The following is a 20,392-nucleotide window of genomic DNA, read 5'->3' on the forward strand; positions in this document are numbered from 1 at the left end:
GGTCAGAGTCCTTTCGCTACGCGAAAGGACTCTGACCCCTGCCTTTATTTTTTTCATACGCGGGTGGCGGCGACCGGAACCTGTCAGGGGGCCGGGCGGGGGGGCTGGGCGGGGGCGTTGAGCGCCATGGATGGCGCGAAACGAGCGCTACATGGACGTACTTGTGCGCGTCCCCCGCGCAGCCCCACCGCCCGGCCCGGCCCGAGCTCCGGCTTCGCAGCAGCCAGCCGCGAGGGGGTTTCCACCCGTTCGACCACCCAGACCAACAGGAAAAGTTGAGCAGGGGTTGCGCAGCGCAGCAGAATGCTGCATAATTCCGCTTCTGGTGCGGGGTGGAGCAGTCTGGCAGCTCGTCGGGCTCATAACCCGAAGGTCGCAGGTTCAAATCCTGCCCCCGCTACCAACTAAGCATCAGACGAGAGCGATTCCGGAAACGGAGTCGCTTTTCTCGTTTCAGGGGCTTCAAAGGTGCGCGCAGCTTGCACCAACCCGGTGCAAGGTCTATCATCGGCGGGCTGGCGGTATATCTGATGGTTGGCTCTGCATCGAGCGCGATCATCCCGCCACCGGCTTCGACCAGAAGCTGGGCTTCGCAGGGGATCGCGTCAGCGCGCCCTGCGGCCGGAATCCAATGACCGGATTTCACCGGACAAAGGGCCCAGCGGGCCCTTTTGCATTTCCGGAACGGGCCCACTGCGGTCCGGATATCTTCCACATTCAACAACAAGGCAGGCTGTGAGCGACAAGGCAACCGAAATCGCGAATCTGCTCGGCCCCACCGTCGATGCGCTGGGCCTGGAACTGCTGGGCGTCGAGTATCTGCCCGCACCCGGCGGCGCTACGCTGCGTCTGTACATCGACGTGCTGATCGCCGAGCAGGACGAGCGCACCATCAACGTCGAGGACTGCGAGCGCGTCAGTCGCGAAGTGTCCGCGCAGATGGACGTCGAAGACCCGATCAGCGGCAATTACACGCTGGAAGTGTCTTCGCCGGGCGTGGACCGCCCGCTGTTCAACCTGGCGCAGTTCGGCCAGCACCTGGGCCAGAACGCCAAGGTGCAGCTGAAGCTGCCGCAGGACAACCGTCGCCGCCTGCAGGGCCGGATCGATTCGGTCGATGCCGAGCAGGGCACGATCAGCTTCACCGTCGACAAAACCACCCTGGTGGTGTCGGCCGACAACATCGACAAGGCACGCATCATGCCCGACTGGGTGGCGCTGGGGCTGGCCCCGAGCAAGCCGACCGGTCCGGCCAAGCGTCCGAAGCCGACCAAAAATCCATCCAACGAGCCTGCGGCCAAGAAGCCGCGCGCGGAGTGAGCCAATGAGCAAGGAACTTCTGCTGGTAGTTGACGCGGTCGCCAATGAAAAAGGCGTGCCGCGTGAAGTGATCTTCGACGCGATCGAGGCCGCCCTGGCTTCGGCGGCGAAGAAGCGCTACCCCGATGAGGAAGTGCTGGCGCGCGTGGTCATCGACCACAAGGACGGCACCTACCAGACCTTCCGCCGCTGGGAAGTGGTGGCAGACGACGTGGTCATGGAGTCCCCGGACCGCCAGATCCGCCTGATGGACGCCATCGACGAAGCCGAAGGCGTCGACGTTGGTGACTACGTCGAAGAACAGATTGAAAACCCGGACTTCGGCCGTATCGCCGCCCAGGCCGCCAAGCAGGTCATCGTGCAGCGTGTGCGCGAAGCCGAGCGGCAGCAGGTCGTCGATGCCTGGAAGGATCGCGTTGGCGAGCTGATCACCGGTGTGGTCAAGCGCGCCGAGCGCGGCAACATCTTCGTCGACCTGGGCGGCAACGCCGAGGGCTTCATCCCGAAGGACAAGGGCATCCCGCGCGACGTGCTGCGTGCCGGTGACCGCGTGCGCGGCTACCTGGCCGAAGTGCGCTCCGAACCGCGTGGCCCGCAGCTGTTCATCAGCCGCGCTGCGCCGGAGTTCATGATCGAGCTGTTCAAGCTGGAAGTGCCGGAAGTCGGCCAGGGCCTGGTGGAAATCATGGCCTGCGCACGTGATCCGGGCGACCGCGCCAAGATCGCCGTGCTGGCCCACGACACCCGTACCGATCCGATCGGTGCGTGCATCGGCATGCGCGGTTCGCGCGTGCAGGCGGTGTCCAACGAGCTCAATGGCGAGCGCGTGGACATCGTGCTGTGGAACGAGAACCCGGCCAACTTCGTCATCAATGCGATGGCGCCGGCCGAAGTGCAGTCGATCATCGTCGATGAAGACAAGCACTCGATGGACCTGGCTGTCGCCGAAGACCGGCTGGCCCAGGCGATCGGCAAGGGCGGGCAGAACGTGCGCCTGGCCAGCCGCCTGACCGGTTGGCAGTTGAACGTGATGACCCAGGACCAGGTCACCGCCAAGTCCGAAGCCGAGCAGACCTCGGCCCGCCAGCTGTTCATGGACAAGCTGGAAGTGGACGAGGAAATCGCTGGCATCCTGGTCAGCGAAGGCTTCGGTACCGTGGAAGAAATCGCTTATGTACCCGTCGGCGAACTGCTGGCGGTGGAAGGCTTCGACGAGGACATCGTCGAAGAACTGCGCGCACGTGCCCGTGACGCGCTGCTCAACGAGGCGCTGGCCGTTGAAGAAGGCCTGGAAGACGGCGTTCCTGCCGACGACCTGCTCGCCCTGGAAGGCATGGACGAGGTTACCGCCTACGCCCTGGCCAGCCATGGCGTGCGCACCGGTGAGGACCTGTCGGACCTGGCTGCCGACGAGGTGGTTGAATTCGGCATCGAGGGGCTGGACCAGGAGCGCGCCGCGGCGCTGATCCTGTCCGCCCGTGCCGAGGAGATCGCCCGACTGGAACGCGGCGAATGAGCCGGCAATGAACAGGGCCCTGAGCCGATCAGGGCGTAGAATCCGCGCTACCTCCACAAACGGGGGGGCGCCCTCAAGATCATAGGATCCGAATGTCGCAGCAAACCACCATCCGCAAGCTTGCCGAACTGGTCAATACACCGGTTGAAAAACTGCTGGAACAGCTGGCGGGTGCCGGCATGAAGTTCAGCGGTCCCGAACAGGTCGTGACCAGCACCGAGAAAGTGAAGCTCCTGGGCTTCCTTCGTCGTGCCCACGGCAAGCCCGAGCAGGCCGTCGAAGAAGCCACCGAGGCTTCCAAGAAGATCACCCTGAACCGCCGCAAGCACCAGGAAGTGACGGTGAACGCGGGTCGCAGCAAGACCACCGTGAACGTGGAAGTGCGCCAGAAGCGCACCTACGACAAGGCGGCCGCGCGCATGACCCCGGATGAGGAGCGCGCCGACATCCTGCGCAAGCTGGAGGAATCCCGCCAGCGCAATCTTGATGAACAGGCAGCGTTGGCGGAGAAGGACCGCCTGCGCGATGAAGCCATCGTGCGCAAGCGCGAGGAAGAAGTTGCCGCCAAGGAACGTGCCGAGGCCGAGAAGAAGGCGGCTGAAGAAGCTGCCATCGCCGCCAAGGCCGCCGAAGCCGCTGCCGCCAGCCGTCCGGCTGCTGCGCGCCCGGCTGCCGATGCCGCGCCGGCCGCCCCGCGCGCCGCACGTCCGCCGGCCGGTGGCCCGTCCGCGCCGCCGCGTGGTGCCGCACCGCCGCGTTCGGATGACCGCAACAACCGCGGCCCGGCCCGTACCGATCGCCCGGGTGGTGATCGTTTCGCCGGCCAGATGCATCTGTCCGCCGCCGACCGTGCGCGCCGTGGCAACAGCAACAGCAACAACCGTGGCCGTCCGGGCAGCCGCCCGCAGCCGGGCCGTCGCGACATGCGCGGCAGCCAGAACAGTGGTCCGCACGCGTTCGAGCGGCCGACGGCTCCGGTCGTGCGTGAAGTGGCGATTGGCGACAGCATCACCGTCGCCGACCTGGCGCAGAAGCTGGCCCTGAAGGGCGGCGAAGTGGTCAAGGCCCTGTTCAAGATGGGCGTCATGGCGACCATCACCATGAGCATCGACCACGACACCGCGGCACTGGTGACCGAAGAACTCGGCCACGTGGTGGTCCGCGCCGGCAATGACGACGTCGAAGAGGCACTGCTGGCCGCTACCGGTGAAGAGCGCGGCGAAGCCGTCTCGCGTCCGCCGGTGGTCACCATCATGGGCCACGTCGACCACGGCAAGACCTCGCTGCTGGATTACATCCGCCGCACCAAGGTCGCCACCGGCGAAGCGGGTGGCATCACCCAGCATATCGGTGCGTACCACGTGGAAACGCCGAAGGGCGTGATCAGCTTCCTGGATACCCCGGGCCATGCCGCCTTCACCTCCATGCGTGCCCGCGGCGCCAAGCTGACCGACATCGTGGTGCTGGTGGTGGCTGCCGATGACGGCGTCATGCCGCAGACCAAGGAAGCGATCCAGCACGCGCGTTCGGCGAACGTGCCGCTGATCGTGGCGATCAACAAGATCGACAAGTCCGGTGCCGACCCGATGCGCGTGAAGAACGAGCTGCTCACCGAGCAGGTCGTATCCGAAGACTTCGGTGGTGACATCCAGATGGTGGAGATCTCGGCCAAGGCCGGTCTCGGCATCGACGACCTGCTGGAAGCCATTTCCGTGCAGGCCGAACTGCTGGAACTGAAGGCCGTGGCCGACGGCCGCGCCAGCGGCGTGGTCATCGAATCCTCGCTGGACAAGGGCCGTGGCCCGGTCGCGACGGTGCTGGTGCAGCAGGGTTCGCTGAAGAAGGGCGACTACCTGGTGTGCGGCATCCAGTACGGCCGCGTGCGTGCCCTGTTCGACGAAACCGGCAAGCAGCCTGACCAGGCCGGTCCGTCGATCCCGGTGCAGGTGCTGGGTCTGTCCGGCGTGCCGGAAGCGGGCGATGATTTCGTGGTGGTCGAAGACGAGCGTCTGGCCAAGGACGTGGCGCAGCAGCGCGAAACCAAGCGCCGTGAATCGCGCCTGGTGCAGTCCGCCGGCAGCCGCATGGAAGACATCATGGCCACGCTCGGCAAGGGCGAGGGCCAGCAGGTGCTCAACCTGGTCATCAAGGCCGACGTGCAGGGTTCGGTGCAGGCACTCAGCCAGGCGCTGGTGGGTCTGTCCAACGACGACATCCGCATCAACGTGATCCACTCCGGCGTGGGCGGCATCACCGAATCGGACGCCAACTCGGCGGTCGCTTCGAAGGCTACCGTGATCGGCTTCAACGTGCGTGCGGATGCTTCGGCCCGTCGCATCATTGAATCCAACGGCGTCGACCTGCGTTACTTCTCGATCATCTATGACGTGATCGACCAGGTGAAGCAGGTGGCTTCCGGTCTGCTGGGCGTGGAGATCCGCGAAGAGATCATCGGTATCGCCGATGTCCGCGACGTCTTCCGCAGCTCGAAGTTCGGCGCTGTCGCCGGCTGCATGATCGTGGAAGGCATCGTCAAGCGGAACAAGCCGATCCGCGTGCTCCGCGACAGTGTCGTGGTGTTCGAGGGCGAGCTGGAATCGCTGCGTCGCTTCAAGGAAAACGTCGACGAAGTCCGCAATGGTACCGAGTGCGGTATCGGCGTGAAGGCGTACAACGACGTCAAGCCGGGTGACCAGATCGAGTGCTTCGAGCGTATCGAAGTGCCGCGCACCCTGTAATGCTGCAAGGGACCGGGCCGAAAGGCCCGGTCCTGCTTCAAGGCATCACCGTTCATCGTGTCACCCCCCAAATAAAAGAGCCCTGCCGCGTGCCCAAGACTTTCCATCGAACCGACCGTGTTTCCGCCCAGATCCGCCGCGAACTTGGCACCCTGGTGCACAACGCCGTGCGCGAACACGGGCTGCCCTCGGTCAGCGTGTCCGATGTGGAAATCACCCGCGACATGTCCCATGCCAAGATCTTCGTGACCGCGCTGATGGCCGAGCGCTCCGAAGAGGCGATGAAGGGCCTGAAGGAACTGGCCTGGCACCTGCGCATGGAACTGGCGCGTGCGATGAAGCTGCGCCACGTGCCCGAGCTGCATTTCCATTACGACGATTCGGTCGATCGCGGCGAGCGCATCGACAACCTGCTGCGTGAGCTGCCCGACACGGTCGCGGCGGAAAAGAAGCGCGAAGGCAACGAAGAGTAAGGATCCGCTGACGCCGGATGAAGCCCGGCGACTGCCTGCATCACGGATCCTGCCCGCCGGGGAGTGCCCGGCGCTACGATGAACATCCATGACACGTATCCAATTCCGTCGCCTGGACGGCATCCTGCTGCTCGACAAGTCCAGCGGCATGAGCTCCAACGCGGCCCTGCAGGTCGCCCGGCGCCTGTTCCGTGCAGAGAAGGGCGGCCACACCGGCAGCCTGGATCCGCTGGCCACCGGCCTGCTGCCGCTGTGCTTCGGCGAGGCCACCAAGATCGCCGGCCTGCTGCTCGGCTCGGCCAAGGCCTACGATGCGGAAGTCGTGCTCGGCCAGACCACCGATACCGATGATGCCGAAGGGCAGGTGCTGCTGCAGCGCCCGGTGCCGGAGATCAGTGCCGATGCCCTGCAGGCTGCACTTGCGGCGCTGACCGGCCACATCCGCCAGCGTGCCCCGATCTATTCCGCGCTCAAGCAGGGTGGGGAACCGCTGTATGTGAAGGCCCGTCGTGGCGATGCCATCGAGGCGCCCGAACGCGACGTCGAAGTGCGCTCCATCGAGGTGCTCGAGCAGCAGCCGGACCGCCTGCGCCTGCGCGTCACCTGCGGCTCGGGCACCTATATCCGCAGCATCGCCCGCGACCTTGGTGAGGCGCTGGGGTGCGGGGCGCACATCAGCGCGCTGCGCCGCTTGTGGGTGGAGCCGTTCGCCGAACCGGCGATGGTCACCCTCGACCAGCTGCGCAGCATGGCCGATTCCGGTGATGAAACCGGCATGGAAGCCCTGTTGTTGCCGCTTTCGGCCGGGCTGGTGGATTACCCCCGGGTCGACCTGGATGAACAGCAGGCGGCCCGCTTCTGCCTGGGCCAGCGTCAACGCGACACCCGCTGGCCGCAAGGCCTAGTGGTGGTCCATGGCGCTGACGGCGCTGCCTGCGGGCTGGGGCAGGTCGATGAAAGCGGGCTGCTGGCGTCCCAGCGGCGCTTCAATCGGTGACATCCGCCGGGGCCATTCAGCCCCGGACCTTGTTCCGGGAGGGCGCTCCCGTTACAATTTTGCGGCCCTTTCACGGGCACCCTGCGTCGTGCAGGATCATCATCAGCCTACGGCGAGCCAAGCGGTGCGTGAACACGTTCCTGCTGGCCCCGCATCAGAAGAGAAAAGAAAATGTCGATCGACACCCAGAAGGTTATTGAAGACAACAAGCGCAGCGCCGCCGACACCGGTTCCCCGGAAGTCCAGGTTGCCCTGCTGACCGCCCGCATCGAACTGCTGACCGGCCACTTCAAGACCCACAAGAAGGATCACCACAGCCGTCGTGGCCTGCTGCAGATGGTCAACCGCCGCCGCAGCCTGCTCGACTACCTGAAGAAGAAAGACGTGACCCGTTACAAGGGTCTGATCGAAAAGCTTGGCCTGCGTCGCTAAGCAACGAATCCTCCGCGGCGCAGCGATGCGCCGCGGTTTTGTTTTGTAGCACCGTAATACCCATCGCATTCAGACCGGAACGACCGGTCACCCGCAGGCGGCACGGGTCGCCGACGGTCCATTCGCAGACAGCATCCCAAGGACACCCTCCGTGGCAAAAATCACCAAAACCTTCCAGTACGGCAAACACACCGTCACGCTTGAGACCGGCGAAATCGCCCGCCAGGCCGGCGGTGCCGTCATCGTCAAGTTCGACGATACCGTGCTGCTGGTCTCCGCCGTTGCCGCAAAGAGCGCGCGTGAGGGCCAGGACTTCTTCCCCCTGACCTGTGACTATCAGGAGAAGTTCTACGCCGGTGGCCGTATCCCGGGCGGCTTCTTCAAGCGTGAAGGCCGTGCGACCGAGAAAGAGACGCTGATTTCGCGCCTGATCGATCGCCCGATCCGTCCGCTGTTCCCGGAAGACTACAAGAACGAAGTGCAGATCATCGCCACGGTGATGTCGCTGAACCCGGACATCGACGGCGACATCGCCGCGCTGATCGGTGCCTCGGCCGCGCTGTCGCTGGCCGGCACCCCGTTCAAGGGTCCGATCGCCGCTGCCAAGGTCGGCTACAAGAACGGTGAGTACATCCTCAACCCGACCGTGACCGAGCTGAAGGACTCGGAGCTGGAACTGGTTGTCGCCGGTACCTCCAACGCCGTGCTGATGGTCGAATCCGAAGCCGCGCTGCTGTCCGAAGACGTGATGCTGGGCGCCGTGACCTTCGGTCACCGCGAAATGCAGAAGGTCATCAACGCGATCAACGAGCTGACCGTGGAAGCCGGCACCAAGCCGTCGACCTGGACCGCCCCGGCCAAGAACGACGTGCTGATCAGCGCCCTGCAGGAAGCCATCGGCCCGCGCCTGGGCGAAGCCTTCCAGGTGCGCGACAAGCTGCAGCGCCGTGACGCCATCTCGGCGATCAAGAAGGACGTGTTCGAGTCGCTGGCTGGCCGCGTGGCCGCGGAAGGCTGGAATCCGGCCGAGCTGTCCAAGGAGTTCGGCGAGCTGGAATACAGCACCATGCGCAACTCGGTGCTGGACACCAAGGTCCGCATCGATGGCCGTGCGCTGGACACCGTCCGCCCGATCGCCGTGAAGACCGGCATCCTGCCGCGTACCCATGGCTCCTCGCTGTTCACCCGCGGTGAAACGCAGGCCATCGTGACCATCACGCTGGGCACCGCCCGCGACGGTCAGGTGATCGACGCTGTGTCCGGTGAGTACAAGGACAACTTCCTGTTCCATTACAACTTCCCCCCGTACTCGGTGGGTGAGACCGGCCGCATGATGGGCCCGAAGCGTCGCGAAATCGGCCACGGCCGCCTCGCCAAGCGCGGCGTACTCGCCGTGATGCCGTCGCTGGAAGCCTTCCCGTACACCATCCGCGTGGTGTCGGAAATCACCGAATCCAACGGCTCCTCGTCGATGGCCTCGGTGTGCGGTTCCTCGCTGGCCCTGATGGACGCCGGCGTGCCGGTCAAGTCGCCGGTGGCCGGTATCGCCATGGGTCTGGTCAAGGAAGGCGAGCGTTTCGTCGTCCTGTCCGACATCCTGGGTGACGAAGATCACCTGGGCGACATGGACTTCAAGGTGGCCGGTACCGCTGAGGGCATCTCCGCCCTGCAGATGGACATCAAGATCGAAGGCATCACCGAAGAGATCATGAAGCAGGCACTGCAGCAGGCCAAGGCTGGCCGTCTGCACATCCTGGGCGAGATGGCCCACGGCCTGACGGCACCGCGCCAGGAGCTGTCGGACTACGCGCCGCGCCTGCTGACCATCAAGATCCATCCGGACAAGATCCGCGAAGTGATCGGCAAGGGCGGTTCCACCATCCAGGCCATCACCAAGGAAACCGGCACCCAGATCGACATCCAGGATGACGGCACCATCATCATCGCGTCGGTCAATGCCATCGCTGCGCAGGCCGCAAAGGCCCGCATCGAGCAGATCACCTCGGACGTCGAGCCGGGTCGCATCTACGAAGGCAAGGTCGCCAAGATCATGGACTTCGGTGCCTTCGTCACCATCCTGCCGGGCAAGGATGGTCTGGTGCACGTGTCGCAGATCTCCAGCGACCGCGTCGAGAAGGTCGGCGACGTGCTGAAGGAAGGCGATGTGGTCAAGGTCAAGGTGCTGGAAGTCGACAAGCAGGGCCGTATCCGCCTGTCGATGAAGGCCGTCGAAGAAGGCGAGGGTGTGTCTGCCGAGTAATCGGTCGCCGCACCTCTGCTGGAATGAAAAAGCGGGCTTCGGCCCGCTTTTTCTTTGCCTGTGGTTCCCGCACGGAACGGGGCACCGAAGGCACGCCGAGGCGCGCCATCGGCATAGACGGCTGCGTCCCGGACAGCCGGATGAGGGGCAGCTGCGATGCAGGGTGCTGTACGTGGCAGGCGATGCACCGGGGATGTGCGGGGTCGACCCTGGCTGACCAACAGTGGGCACGCCGGCACCATCGTGATTCTTCCGGGCAAGGACCTGGTCCGCGTCGTGGAGAATCCCTCTGGTGTTGGCGCATCCACGCAGAAGTCAGAGAGGTCCACGCCGATGTCGTCAGAATTCCGTAATTCCCATCTCCGTAACTCGGTCGCTCCGATCGAGGATCCCGGCAGGCGCCGCCTGATGCAGTCCGCGCTGGCCGGTTCAGCCTGCCTGGTAGCGGCACCGTTGCTGGCCCACCAAGGCTTGGTGGATTCATGGGGTGAACCCATTGGCAGGGTTGGCAATGCCAGCGCCGATGACGATGCGCTCACGGTCCTGCGCGAGTCACTGCTGGCAGGGCTGAATCTGGTGCCGGTAGTGGGCGGCTTCCTTTCCTACCTGGGCGCGCTGTTCATTCCTGCCGTCGGAAACTCCGCCGAGCAGCTGTGGCGTGAGGTTGTCGACGCGCGGATTTCCGAGGCGCTGTTGCAATTGGTGAAGGCTGATCTCTTTGGCCTCACCGGAGTAGTACAGCTGTACGCCGATGCGGTGCGCTCCGGGGACATGGTCGCGATCAGCACGCAGAGCATTGCCGCCAATACCCAGTTCGTGGGCGCTGTGCCCCGCTTCGCCCAGGCGGGACAGGAAGTATCCTTGCTTCCCCTTTATGTCATTGCCGCCTCGCTGCATCTTGCTTTGCTGCGCGACATGGCATTGAAGGCGATCGACCTGGGTTACACCCCGGCCTATCGCAGCACGCTGGAAGCACAGGCCAAGGACTGCATTGCCCGTTACACCGCGCATGTTGACCGATACGTCGCCGCCGCCATCCAGGCGGCCAGGGTGAACAATCCCTACGACTGGCGCAAGGAGGATTATTACGAGAGCAACAAGCCGTTGACGCAGATGCTGCAGGTAAAGGCGGCACTGCAGATCGCCGTCATCGACATGCGCGATACCTGGTATGCGTTCGATCCGGTACGCTTCCCCGCGCCGGTCACGGTCCGGCTGAATCGTGAAGTTTTCTCTCCAATCATCGGCAAGTGGGACAGGAGGAATATTTCGCCAGACGCCCTGCCGACATGGCAGCCGCCGGCGTCTCGGATAAGCGAGCTGGGATTGAGCAGAGTCGGCTCACCCGGAGGTGCGTTCTGGCTCCAGGGAATCCATGTCGTGTACCAGGATGGATCCGAGCTGGAAACCGGATTTCGCGGGGGCCAAGGCAAGCGATTGCTCCTGCGGAACACGTCGTACCATTTGAGCGAGGTCAGGGCGAGATACCTGCAGGGCATTGCGCGTCTGGAAGTCGACCATAACAACGGAACGTTCTGGCAGGGTGGCGGTCCCAACTCCGGCGCCAAGACGGCCTCCATCAGCTACACGGGGCATCGCGTGTCATCCATCAGGTCGGAGGGTCATGGCCGGGCGCCCGCACTGCTTTCAGTGGGCAGCCTAATCGTGGGCTTTCAGTTGCTCAACCAGGAGGCCGTCCCGATCAGTCTGAAAACCTACGACCGGCTGGCGCCCAACATGGCGCCGCAGTTGCTCAGGTGGATCGCGGACTGAACCCTTGTGGTCTCGCCTGTCGGGCAAGGATGTCTGCTTGAGCAACGGCCACTGAAGACCCCTTCATCGCAAGCAGCCGATGCGCCAGCAGTGGGCTGCTGGAAGAGAAAGTGGGCGTAACGCCCGCTTTCTCCCGGCGGACCATGCTGTGGAGTTCGCTGTCAGTCCACCGGTCTGCGTATCCAATCGATCAGGTGGGGGGCAATGACGGGGACAATCCGTGCGTCGGTTTCCGGGTGGATGCGCATGACGCTGGGTTGTTCCAAGCCAAAGCCGTAGACGAGGCCGCTGATCGCGTCATGCGCTGCACCACTGGCGCGGCCCTTGCCAACGCTGCGGATTGATTGAAGCCTGTGCCTCGCGTATCCGCTGCTCACCTTCGACTCGTTGCCCTGAAGCTCGCGACCCACGGCCACGAACCCGCCACGATTCGTGGTTAGGCCGATCTGGGCGACTCCGGCAGTGTACGACGTCTCTACGTGTTTAATCCAAGTTTCATTGATTACAAAGTCACGACGATCCCCAATGATTTCGCCGGTCTGCAATGTCTCGTCCGTCTGGTCGTAGTACAGCTTTACTGCAGACAACCACCGGGTGTTCCACTGCGCACGAACCCAGAATTCCATCCGGTTGATGCGTGTCCCAGGGGTCTTCCAGTCCGGAATTTCGTCGGGTGCGCGTGAATCCAGGTCCCACCATCCCGCGATAGGGGAAAATATCTCACGCAGCAGCGTTACGCGTTTCTTGTCCGGATACTTTGTCGCGTCAAAGGCAAACCAGGTGTCACGCTGATCAATTGCTTCAAGCTGCAGCCGCGCCTTCTCGGCCAGCATCGCGGATAGTGGCTGGTTGCGTCGGGCGGGCGTGCCGTCGTTTGGGTTATCCCCGCGTGCCTTGGCGATGGCCGCCTCCACTGTATCGTCCACGTGACGCGTGTAGGCCTCGATCCGGTTGGTGAGCTCGTTTTTGTAGTTCTGCACCGATTCGGCGTTGAAATCGATCTCCAGTCCGGTCAGGGCGATATCCCTCAGCAGCGCCAGGTGCAGGGTCGCAGCGACGACGAAGAGAGGTAGCAACTCTATCCGCTCAGCCTGCAGCTGGAAGCGTGGAATGAGCGTTGAGAATTGGGCATTGCTCGCTATGCTCTGCGAATGGATTGTCCGACGGTCCTGCGCAGTTACTGCATCCCGGTAACTTCTTGAGACGCTGGTCAATCCTTCAAGATCGGCCTTCACCAGATTGAACACGGTTTCAGAAATGCGCTTGTCGGTGTATTCGCGCCACATCACCTCAGGCTTTTCGCCTTGTTTGGGAAGAAACAGAGCTCCCACGTAGGAGAGCAGCCCACCCACCACGGGCGTTTGATTAAGGGCGCCAAGCGTTGACGCGCGCATCAGGTCGTAGAGCTCGCCGGTTGGCTCGTTGGGCGCGGTGATGGTGGGTAGCCGGGAATCGATCTGGAGCGTCGTCTGCCGGGTTGGCGAGGCCTGCAGGGAGCCGGCTGCTAGAGACGTGCATCCAAGTGCAGCGGCGGCCATCAGTCTTCTGCGGACGGGGTCGCGGGGGACCGCCTGAGCCGTGTCGGTGGTGGGAAAATCATGAAGCTTCATTGGCTGACCTCGCTTTGACGGACCGGTTGGTGCGTCAAGCTTCAGCTCACGAGCTCGCTGGCGGCAGCGGAAAATGCACCAGGAAAGGGCGGGGTGAAAGCGCAATGATGGCTAGGGCATTACCGGTAGCGCGTGGGCAATGTCGATAGCACGCGACGGGTCCATCCGTGCCTGGCGCCTGCGCTTGCAGTGGATGATCCCGCGCATGCGTTGATCGTCAGTCCGCCCACACGCTGTGCGGATCGCCATGCCGGGCCCGTCGCGTCGTCGCACGCGCCAGCACCGCAAACCCCACCGCCATGGCCAGCGCCACCGCATCCACCCAGAACAACGCCCAGTGGCCATGGCCTGCGCTGGTCCACCACCACCATCCACTCAGCGCGCCGTGCGCCAGCGGTACCAGTGCGGTTACCACGGCGGCGGCCCACAGCAGTTCACGCGCGGCTTGGGCCGGGCGACGCAGTGCGGCCCACAGTGCGCACGCGCCCCAGGTCAGGAAACATACCCAGCCAATACCGGCATCCACCGCATGCGGTGCCACGCGCTCCAGCACTTGCGCGGCGACGAAGGCGGCCGAGATCGCCACCACCAGCCCAATGCAGACCCCGACCGTGGCGCGCGCCATGTTGACCTGCGCGCGGCCTTGCTCGACCTGTCGCCGCTTGCGCCGCGACTCGATCCACAGCAGGTTGCCGGAGTAGAACAGGAAGGCGCCGCCCAGGCCCAGCAGGAAATACAGCCAGGCCACCACGCCATTGCCGAACTCGCCGAAGTGCAGGGCATATGCCGCACTCAGGGTGGCATGGTTGGCATCGCGGCGGCCCGGCAACTGGCTGGCCAGCAGGCGCCCGCTGGCGACGTCGAAGGCGACCGCGCCGGCCGGACCGAGCGTGCCTTCGGACTCGCCGGTGATCTCGATGGTGGCGGCGGCGTCGCCAGCGTTGGCCAGCTTCAGGTAGGCCGGTTCGAAGCCCTGCACGCCCTGATCGCGGGCTACCTGCAGCGAACGCGCATGCAGGTCGGCCAGGTTGACCGCCTCGCCGGCGGTGCCGCTGGCTGCCCGGACCGGCGCGGTATCCATCGCCGACGGTACCGCCTGCATCAGCTTGCCGTCGTAGATCAGTGGGTTGAGCAGGGCCATCTGCAGGAACACCAGGCACAGCAGTGCCCCGGTGACGGCGAACATCAGGTGGAAGGGCAGGCTGAGCACGCCGATGATGTTGTGCGCGTCCTGCCAGAACTGTTTCAGGTTGCGGCCCGGGCGCAGCGCGAACAGGTCGCCGGCCAGCTTCGGCAGGTGGATCACCAGCCCGCTGAGCACCGCCACGCCGTACAGCAGGCTGACGATGCCCATCAGGTAGATGCCGGCCACCGGCAGGCCCAGCGTGTAGTGCAGTTCATTGACCAGTTCGGCCAGGCCGGTCTGCGGCGGGGTGAGGCTGCCGTCGTAGTGGTCCAGCCAGGCGTATTGCCAGGTTCCCTTGGCATCCTGCCAGTAGGCGATTGGCTGCGGATGGTCGCCGCCAGGGAAGGTCATGCCCATGTGCGCGCGCGCGGCCGGGTGGCGTTCCAGCACGCTGTCCAACAGGCGTTGCGCGTCGGCCAGGGTGGCGGCGGGCTGGTCCACCGATGCCGGCGTCTGCCACAGCGGGATGTCATGGTGGAACACCGTCAGCGCGCCGGCGTAGAACGCCACGAACAGCGCGAAGCCGGCCACCAGGCCGACCCAGGTATGCAGCGTGGTGAAGGTGCGCAGGGTCTGCGAGCTGAACTTCATTGGATCATTCTCATTGCACTACGCCGGACAGGCGCAGCAGCCACAGCAGGAGGAAGCCACCGATAGCACAGGCGCCCATTACGCCCCATGCGCGCGCCCCGCTGCGGAAGCTGAAGGCCCACACCGCCGCCAGCATCCACAGCGGGATGAAGGCGATCAGGCTGGGCACCAACGCGAAGGCCCAGGGGCCGGGCGGCAACCATGCGGCCAGTCCGGTGATCGCGGCGGCCACGAACAGGCCCGCAATGAGGCCAGCAAAGGCGCGCGGCCACATCAGCGCGGCTTCCTGGCCGGCAGCGCGGCCGGACGGTGCCAGGCTGCCAGCGTGGGCAGCAGCATGGCGATCGCCATCCACACGCACAGGGCGATCACCAGGCCGGCGCCGACACCCAGGTCGGCCATCCACAGCCACAGGCCGGCAACGGCGGCCACGGTGCCGATCTCCCGGCCCAGCCGGCCGGCGCGATGAAGCCGTGGCCAGCGGCAGTGAGGCGAAGCGGCATAGAACGCCAGTGCGGACAGTGCGGTGGCCAGCATCGCCAGCGAGCAGAAGCCCAGCGAGGACAATCCGATGGTGGGCACCTGCATCAGCGTGGAAGTCCCGCCAGGTACAACGAGGGGCGACGATCAGGAAGCGGGGTCATCGGGGATCCGGAGGGTAGAAGGTGCAGCGACACACGCGTATGGTAATCATTGACTTTTGCGCGATCCAGTATCCGCTATTCAGGCGACTGCGGCCGATGCGCTTGGGCTTTGTGCCGCGCTGGTTTAAGATCAACCACAGCCCTCCCACTGGATCCAGGTGGCCCGCGCCAAGCGCCGGCCGAGCGTGTGACATGAGCACTACCATCGCCCACTGCTGACCTGCACCCGAAGGCTCCCATCCAGGCGCCCTCGCGGCGCTTTTTTATTGCCCGGGCCTTGCCCGGATCCGCATGCCAGCCCGCCGCGCGGGCACAGCAAGAAGCCATTTCGATGATCACGATCACTCTTCCCGACGGCAGCCGCCGCGAATTCGAACATCCCGTCAGCGTCATGGAGGTGGCCCAGTCGATCGGTGCCGGCCTGGCCAAGGCCACCATCGCCGGTTCGGTCGATGGCGTGCTGGTCGATGCCAGCGATATGATCGCCAAGGACGCGACCCTGCGCATCATCACCGCCAAGGACGAGGAGGGCGTGGAGATCATCCGCCACTCCAGCGCGCACCTGGTCGGTCATGCAGTCAAGCAGCTGTACCCGGACGCCAAGATGGTGATCGGTCCGGTCATCGCCGAAGGGTTCTACTACGACATCCAGTCCGAGCGTCCGTTCACCCCGGATGACCTGGCGGCGATCGAAAAGCGCATGGGCGAGTTGATCGCCCAGGACTACGACGTGGTCAAGAAGGTGACCCCGCGCGCTGAAGTCGTGGAAATTTTCAGGGCGCGTGGCGAGGACTACAAGCTGCGCCTGATCGAGGACATGTCGCCGGACATCCAGGCCATGGGCATGTATTACCACCAGGAATACGTGGACATGTGCCGCGGCCCGCACGTGCCCAACACGCGCTTCCTGAAGGCCTTCAAGCTGACCCGCATTTCCGGTGCGTACTGGCGCGGTGATGCGCAGAACGAGCAGCTGCAGCGCATCTACGGTACCGCCTGGGCCGACAAGAAGCAGCTCGATGCCTACATCAAGCGCATCGAAGAAGCAGAAATGCGCGACCACCGTCGCATCGGCAAGCAGCAGGACCTGTTCCACCTGCAGGAGGAGGCGCCGGGCCTGGTGTTCTGGCACCCCAAGGGCTGGGCGCTGTGGCAGGTGGTGGAGCAGTACATGCGCCGCGTCTACCGCAACAGCGGCTATGGCGAAGTGCGCTGCCCGCAGATCCTGGATGTGTCGCTGTGGAAGCAGTCCGGCCACTGGGACAACTACAAGGAGAACATGTTCTTCACCGAATCGGAGAAGCGCACCTATGCGGTGAAGCCGATGAACTGCCCGGGCCACATCCAGGTGTTCAACCAGGGCCTGCACAGCTATCGCGACCTGCCGATCCGCTACGGTGAGTTCGGTTCATGCCATCGCAACGAGCCGTCCGGCGCGCTGCACGGCATCCTGCGCGTGCGTGGCTTCACCCAGGACGACGGCCATGTGTTCTGCACCGAATCGCAGATCGAAGGCGAAGTGACCGCGTTCCACCAGCAGGCGCTGGCGGTGTACCAGCACTTCGGCTTCGAGGACATCCAGATCAAGATCGCGCTGCGTCCGGAATCGCGTCTGGGCGACGACGCGACCTGGGACAAGGCCGAGGGCGCGCTGCGCTCGGCGCTGTCCAGCTGCGGCGTGGAATGGCAGGAACTGCCGGGCGAGGGCGCCTTCTACGGTCCGAAGATCGAATACCACCTGAAGGACGCGATCGGCCGTACCTGGCAGCTGGGCACCATGCAGGTCGATTTCATGATGCCCGGCCGCCTCGGCGCCGAGTACGTGGATGAGAACAGCCAGAAGAAGCATCCGGTCATGCTGCACCGGGCGATCGTCGGTTCGATGGAGCGCTTCATCGGCATCCTGATCGAGCACCACGCCGGCCAGTTCCCGGCCTGGCTGGCGCCGACGCAGGTGGTGGTGGCCAACATTACCGATGCCCAGGCTGAATACGTGAGCGAGGTGCGCAAATCCCTTGCGGATCAAGGCTTCCGCGTGGTCGCCGATTTGCGTAATGAGAAGATCGGTTATAAGATTCGCGAGCACACGCTTCAGCGCGTGCCGTACCTGCTGGTCATTGGTGACCGGGAAAAGGAAAACGGCGCCGTGGCGGTGCGTACGCGTTCCGGCGAGGACCTGGGCAGCATGAGTCTCCAGGCCTTCATTGAACGGCTGCAGGCCGAGGGCGCGTAATCAAAGGTCCGGTCCGTGTGCAATGGCGCGCGGACCGGTTCGATACCCTTGGGAGATTGCAATATCAGTACCCCGGACAACAAACAGAACCGCAAGAATCAGGAAATCCGCGTGCCGCGCGTACGCGTGATCGGCAGCGATGGCGAAATGATCGGCGTGCTGACGCGCGACGAAGCCTTGGCGATGGCCGAGGAAGAAGGCCTGGACCTGGTTGAAATCCAGCCGCAGGCCGATCCGCCGGTGTGCAAGGTGATGGACTTCGGCAAGTTCAAGTTCGAAGCCCAGAAGAAAGCCAGCGAAGCCAAGAAGAAGAGCAAGCAGGTCGAGATCAAGGAAGTGAAGTTCCGTCCGGTCACGGACGAGGGCGACTACCAGATCAAGCTGCGCAAGATGCGCGGTTTCCTCGAAGAGGGCGACAAGATCAAGGTCAACATCCGCTTCCGTGGCCGTGAAATGAGCCATCAGGAACTGGGTCGCGAGATGGCCAACCGGATCGAGACCGATCTGGGCGAGGACATCGTGATCGAGTCCCGTCCGCGCCTGGAAGGCCGCCAGATGGTGATGATGATTGCTCCGAAGAAGAAGACATAAGGCGGCACGGGCTGCCCTTCGCGGGCGCCTGGCGGCTGAATGCAACGGGAGGAGGGCGCCATTGGCGCCTTTCTGCTTTTTGGCTCCGGTCTTCGTCATGGCGTTGCCCGAGGCCCATTTCCCCTGTATGATTGCCGGCTCGACCCATCAGGAGGGGTCGTACGCGGATCATGGCAGGACGGAAAGAGTGGCCCAGGCCACCGCCAGATCAGTCAGAAACCAGGGTCAAATCCCATCAAGGACATAGCAATGCCCAAGATCAAGACCAACCGGGCGGCGGCCAAGCGTTTCCGCAAGACCGCCTCGGGCAAGTACAAGTGCGGCCACGCCAACCGTAGCCATATCCTCACGAAGAAAGCGACCAAGCGTAAGCGTAACCTGCGTCAGACGAATCACGTCCGCGCAGAAGACGCCGGCCGTCTGGACCGCATGCTCCCTTACCTCTGAGGAACTGACACATGGCACGAGTAAAGCGTGGCGTACAGGCGCGTCGCCGCCACAAGAAAATCCTGACTCTGGCGAAGGGCTACTACAATGCCCGTCGCAAGGTCTTCCGCGTTGCCAAGCAGGCCGTCATCAAGGCCCAGCAGTACGCGTACATCGGTCGTAAGCAGAAGAAGCGTAATTTCCGCTCGCTGTGGATCACCCGTATCAATGCCGCGGCCCGCATCAATGGCCTGAGCTACAGCCGTTTCATGAACGGCCTGCTGAAGGCTGGCATCACCCTGGACCGCAAGGTGCTGGCAGACATCGCCGTGCACGACGCGGCCGGTTTTGCCGCGCTGGCTGAAAAAGCCAAGGGCGCTCTGGCGGCATAAGTCCTCCTCGGTCGTTGCCGTTGACGCAACGCCCGCAGGTAAGGCAATGCATGGGGAAGGGCGCAAGTCCTTCCCCATTCTTTTTTGTGCGGTGGCCAGCGCAACGCGCGGCGGCCGGACAGCGGTGGCGACGGGGGTCGGCCCTTCGCGCATCGCGAGGGCATATCCGACCCGAGGTTCCGGCACCCCATGAGTGACATCCAATCCCTGACCGCCCAGGCACTGGCCGATGTGGCTGCCGCCCAGAGCCCCGATGCGCTGGAACAGCTGCGCGTGGCCCTGCTGGGCAAGAGTGGCAGCATCACCTCGCAGCTGAAGCAGCTTGGCGCCTTGCCGGCCGACGAGCGCAAGGCCGCCGGCGAAGCGATCAACCGCGCACGCGACACGCTGACCACGGCGCTGGCCGAGCGCAAGGCGGTACTCGAAGACGCCGCTCTGGATGCGCGCCTGTCCGCTGAAGCCATCGACATCACCCTGCCGGGCCGTCGCGGCGGCCGGGGTGGGTTGCACCCGGTGACCCGCACGCTGGAGCGCATCACCGAGATCTTCGGCCGCCTGGGCTACGAGTTGTCCGAAGGCCCGGAAATCGAGGACGACTGGCACAACTTCGAAGCGCTGAACTTCCCGCCGCACCATCCGGCGCGTGCGATGCACGACACCTTCTACTTTGGCGATGGCCGCCTGCTGCGCACGCATACCTCCGGGGTGCAGGTGCGCTACATGGGCGAGCACGCGCCGCCGCTGCGCATGATTGCCGCCGGCAAGGTCTACCGCAGCGACAGCGATCAGACCCATTCGCCGATGTTCCACCAGGTCGAAGGCCTGCTGGTGGACGAGCACTCCAACTTCGCCGATCTCAAGGGCACGTTGTCCGAGTTCGTGCGCGCGTTCTTCGAGCGCGATTTCGAGATGCGTTTCCGTCCCAGCTACTTCCCCTTCGTTGAACCGGGTGCGGAAGTGGACATCGCCTGGCAGCAGCCCGATGGCAGCACCCGCTGGCTGGAAGTGCTGGGCTGCGGCATGGTGCACCCGAACGTGCTGCGCAGCGTTGGCATCGATCCGGAGCGTTACACCGGCTTCGCCTTCGGCCTGGGCGTGGAGCGGTTCGCGATGCTGCGCTACGGCGTGAACGACCTGCGCGCGTTCTTCGAGAACGACGTGCGCTTTCTGAAGCAGTTCGCGTAATCCCGATCCGTAGCGCCGAGCCATG

The 20,392-nt window shown here is 64.4% G+C and carries 17 protein-coding genes and 1 tRNA gene; 14 read left to right on the forward strand and 4 right to left on the reverse strand.

Annotated elements, in window-relative coordinates; translation table 11 throughout:
- Positions 1 to 326: 326 nt before the first annotated feature.
- From H9654_RS15475 to H9654_RS15515, 9 genes are all read left to right on the forward strand, one after another.
- Positions 327 to 403, forward strand: a tRNA-Met gene (locus H9654_RS15475).
- A 332-nt stretch (positions 404 to 735) separates the two neighbouring features.
- Positions 736 to 1,320 carry a ribosome maturation factor RimP gene (gene rimP / locus H9654_RS15480; protein ID WP_042613003.1) on the forward strand — a complete coding sequence of 195 codons (585 nt, stop codon included), beginning with the start codon at positions 736 to 738 and terminating at the stop codon, positions 1,318 to 1,320.
- Positions 1,321 to 1,324: 4 nt separating this feature from the next.
- Positions 1,325 to 2,836 (forward strand): transcription termination factor NusA, encoded by a 1,512-nt coding sequence (gene nusA / locus H9654_RS15485; RefSeq protein ID WP_042613002.1) that lies wholly within the window; start codon positions 1,325 to 1,327, stop codon positions 2,834 to 2,836.
- Positions 2,837 to 2,928: 92 nt separating this feature from the next.
- Entirely contained in the window at positions 2,929 to 5,574 is a 2,646-nt protein-coding gene (gene infB / locus H9654_RS15490) for a translation initiation factor IF-2 (RefSeq protein ID WP_182656637.1), read from the forward strand.
- Positions 5,575 to 5,663: 89 nt separating this feature from the next.
- Complete coding sequence (rbfA, locus tag H9654_RS15495; RefSeq protein WP_042613000.1) at positions 5,664 to 6,047, forward strand: 30S ribosome-binding factor RbfA; 384 nt, start codon at positions 5,664 to 5,666, stop codon at positions 6,045 to 6,047.
- An 88-nt stretch (positions 6,048 to 6,135) separates the two neighbouring features.
- Entirely contained in the window at positions 6,136 to 7,044 is a 909-nt protein-coding gene (gene truB, locus H9654_RS15500; RefSeq protein WP_191771692.1) for a tRNA pseudouridine(55) synthase TruB, read from the forward strand.
- 171 nt (positions 7,045 to 7,215) lie between these two features.
- A complete protein-coding gene (gene rpsO, locus H9654_RS15505) occupies positions 7,216 to 7,476 on the forward strand; it encodes a 30S ribosomal protein S15 (protein ID WP_057507957.1) in 261 nt (86 codons plus the stop codon).
- A gap of 151 nt (positions 7,477 to 7,627) precedes the next feature.
- A complete protein-coding gene (pnp, locus tag H9654_RS15510) occupies positions 7,628 to 9,736 on the forward strand; it encodes a polyribonucleotide nucleotidyltransferase (protein WP_101100737.1) in 2,109 nt (702 codons plus the stop codon).
- Between the two features lie 408 nt (positions 9,737 to 10,144).
- Complete coding sequence (locus tag H9654_RS15515) at positions 10,145 to 11,509, forward strand: insecticidal delta-endotoxin Cry8Ea1 family protein (RefSeq protein ID WP_191771693.1); 1,365 nt, start codon at positions 10,145 to 10,147, stop codon at positions 11,507 to 11,509.
- A gap of 161 nt (positions 11,510 to 11,670) precedes the next feature.
- On the opposite strand, the gene H9654_RS15520 is transcribed toward H9654_RS15515, so the two are convergent.
- The 4 genes from H9654_RS15520 to H9654_RS15535 all read right to left on the reverse strand — a co-directional run bounded on the left by H9654_RS15520 (position 11,671) and on the right by H9654_RS15535 (position 15,484).
- On the reverse strand, positions 11,671 to 13,119 hold the full coding sequence (locus H9654_RS15520; RefSeq protein ID WP_191771694.1) for an insecticidal delta-endotoxin Cry8Ea1 family protein: 1,449 nt from the start codon (positions 13,117 to 13,119) through the stop codon (positions 11,671 to 11,673).
- A gap of 217 nt (positions 13,120 to 13,336) precedes the next feature.
- Positions 13,337 to 14,896, reverse strand: coding sequence for a PepSY-associated TM helix domain-containing protein (locus tag H9654_RS15525; RefSeq protein WP_191771695.1), 1,560 nt, complete (start codon positions 14,894 to 14,896; stop codon positions 13,337 to 13,339).
- 10 nt (positions 14,897 to 14,906) lie between these two features.
- Positions 14,907 to 15,170, reverse strand: a complete 264-nt coding sequence (locus H9654_RS15530; RefSeq protein ID WP_191771696.1) for a hypothetical protein — start codon at positions 15,168 to 15,170, stop codon at positions 14,907 to 14,909.
- Positions 15,170 to 15,484 (reverse strand): hypothetical protein, encoded by a 315-nt coding sequence (locus H9654_RS15535; RefSeq protein ID WP_220550369.1) that lies wholly within the window; start codon positions 15,482 to 15,484, stop codon positions 15,170 to 15,172. The genes H9654_RS15530 and H9654_RS15535 overlap by 1 nt, the downstream gene beginning before the upstream one ends.
- Before the next feature lie 387 nt (positions 15,485 to 15,871).
- Here H9654_RS15535 and thrS point away from each other — a divergent pair, with 387 nt between their 5' ends.
- From thrS to H9654_RS15560, 5 genes are all read left to right on the forward strand, one after another.
- On the forward strand, positions 15,872 to 17,773 hold the full coding sequence (gene thrS / locus H9654_RS15540; RefSeq protein WP_191771697.1) for a threonine--tRNA ligase: 1,902 nt from the start codon (positions 15,872 to 15,874) through the stop codon (positions 17,771 to 17,773).
- Positions 17,774 to 17,821: 48 nt separating this feature from the next.
- Positions 17,822 to 18,364: a translation initiation factor IF-3 gene (infC, locus tag H9654_RS15545; protein ID WP_080335080.1), complete on the forward strand. Its 543-nt coding sequence runs from the start codon at positions 17,822 to 17,824 to the stop codon at positions 18,362 to 18,364.
- 249 nt (positions 18,365 to 18,613) lie between these two features.
- The gene (rpmI, locus tag H9654_RS15550) at positions 18,614 to 18,811 is read left to right on the forward strand and encodes a 50S ribosomal protein L35 (RefSeq protein ID WP_002811096.1); all 198 of its coding nucleotides are present in this window, start codon (positions 18,614 to 18,616) and stop codon (positions 18,809 to 18,811) included.
- An 11-nt stretch (positions 18,812 to 18,822) separates the two neighbouring features.
- Positions 18,823 to 19,182, forward strand: coding sequence for a 50S ribosomal protein L20 (gene rplT / locus H9654_RS15555; protein ID WP_003484828.1), 360 nt, complete (start codon positions 18,823 to 18,825; stop codon positions 19,180 to 19,182).
- A 189-nt stretch (positions 19,183 to 19,371) separates the two neighbouring features.
- The gene (locus H9654_RS15560) at positions 19,372 to 20,367 is read left to right on the forward strand and encodes a phenylalanine--tRNA ligase subunit alpha (RefSeq protein ID WP_042612989.1); all 996 of its coding nucleotides are present in this window, start codon (positions 19,372 to 19,374) and stop codon (positions 20,365 to 20,367) included.
- Positions 20,368 to 20,392: the final 25 nt, after the last annotated feature.

Source organism: Stenotrophomonas lacuserhaii (assembly GCF_014836545.1).
Lineage (GTDB): Bacteria > Pseudomonadota > Gammaproteobacteria > Xanthomonadales > Xanthomonadaceae > Stenotrophomonas > Stenotrophomonas lacuserhaii.

Excerpts from the sequence above, each read along its gene's own strand:
- nusA (WP_042613002.1), top strand. The coding sequence starts at position 1,325 with ATGAGCAAGGAACTTCTGCTGGTAGTTGACGCGGTCGCCAATGAAAAA.
- infB (WP_182656637.1), top strand. The coding sequence starts at position 2,929 with ATGTCGCAGCAAACCACCATCCGCAAGCTTGCCGAACTGGTCAATACA.
- truB (WP_191771692.1), top strand. The coding sequence starts at position 6,136 with ATGACACGTATCCAATTCCGTCGCCTGGACGGCATCCTGCTGCTCGAC.
- rpsO (WP_057507957.1), top strand. The coding sequence starts at position 7,216 with ATGTCGATCGACACCCAGAAGGTTATTGAAGACAACAAGCGCAGCGCC.
- H9654_RS15515 (WP_191771693.1), top strand. The coding sequence starts at position 10,145 with ATGCAGTCCGCGCTGGCCGGTTCAGCCTGCCTGGTAGCGGCACCGTTG.
- H9654_RS15520 (WP_191771694.1), bottom strand. The coding sequence starts at position 13,119 with ATGAAGCTTCATGATTTTCCCACCACCGACACGGCTCAGGCGGTCCCC.
- H9654_RS15525 (WP_191771695.1), bottom strand. The coding sequence starts at position 14,896 with ATGAAGTTCAGCTCGCAGACCCTGCGCACCTTCACCACGCTGCATACC.
- H9654_RS15530 (WP_191771696.1), bottom strand. The coding sequence starts at position 15,170 with ATGTGGCCGCGCGCCTTTGCTGGCCTCATTGCGGGCCTGTTCGTGGCC.
- H9654_RS15535 (WP_220550369.1), bottom strand. The coding sequence starts at position 15,484 with ATGCAGGTGCCCACCATCGGATTGTCCTCGCTGGGCTTCTGCTCGCTG.
- thrS (WP_191771697.1), top strand. The coding sequence starts at position 15,872 with ATGATCACGATCACTCTTCCCGACGGCAGCCGCCGCGAATTCGAACAT.
- rpmI (WP_002811096.1), top strand. The coding sequence starts at position 18,614 with ATGCCCAAGATCAAGACCAACCGGGCGGCGGCCAAGCGTTTCCGCAAG.
- rplT (WP_003484828.1), top strand. The coding sequence starts at position 18,823 with ATGGCACGAGTAAAGCGTGGCGTACAGGCGCGTCGCCGCCACAAGAAA.
- H9654_RS15560 (WP_042612989.1), top strand. The coding sequence starts at position 19,372 with ATGAGTGACATCCAATCCCTGACCGCCCAGGCACTGGCCGATGTGGCT.